This is a genomic window from Brachybacterium sp. AOP25-B2-12, assembly GCF_052378625.1.
Lineage (GTDB): Bacteria > Actinomycetota > Actinomycetes > Actinomycetales > Dermabacteraceae > Brachybacterium.
Window position 1 is genome coordinate 1 of record NZ_JBQSXW010000075.1, and the last position, 732, is coordinate 732.

Genomic DNA, 732 nt, shown 5'->3' on the forward strand with positions numbered 1-732 from the left:
TGTTTGGAGGGCAGGGCGAGCAGCCCGGTGAACCCGCTCATCCGCTCCACCAGCGTCGCTGCGCACGAGGTGCCGTTCTTCCCGATGATCAGGTCGCCCTCCCAGTGCCCTGGCACGCGCCGCTCGGCGGCGTCCTCGCCCCGCTCCGCGATCGGGACCATGCCCACGATCGGGCCGCCCCTCTTCCGGCCTGTCGTGCGGGGTCGGCGCTTGGTCCGCTTGGACTGCAAGAAGATGCCCCGCCGGGCGAGCTCGCCCTTGGGGAGCGCGTAGATGTACTGGTAGATCGCTTCGCCGGAGACGGTCTGGCCGCGTGCGTCGGGAGAGTTCGCCATGCGTTCAACGGTCGGGTCTGCGGCCTCCAGGCGCAAGCGGCCCGCGATCTCGTTCGGCGTCCAGGACGCGGCGAGGTCCGCGTCCACCCTGGCCTGCAGCACCGGGTCCTTGGCAACCTTCCGCTGCTGCGGACGGGCCCGGCGACGCTGCGCTCTCACGTCCGCGGTCACGGCCTGGTAGCCGCGGGTCTTCGTCGAGTTCCGGTGGAGTTCCCTGGAGATTACCGAGGGACATCGCCCCAGGTGACGAGCGATCCTCCGCACGGACCAGCCCGCTTTCGACGCTGTCGAGATCTCCGACCTGTCACTGAACGTCAGCCCCACTCGCGCCACCCGTGCACCTCACCGATCAGACCCCCGCCGACCGGGAGTGTTGCCTCGACGCTATGACATCGCC

Annotated in this window: 1 protein-coding gene; it reads right to left on the reverse strand. The window is 69.8% G+C overall.

Annotated elements, in window-relative coordinates; translation table 11 throughout:
- Positions 1–668, reverse strand: a 668-nt coding sequence (locus ACT3TZ_RS15210) for an IS30 family transposase (protein ID WP_444584251.1), incomplete at its 3' end; no start/stop codon positions are given.
- Between the last annotated feature and the right edge of the window lie 64 nt (positions 669–732).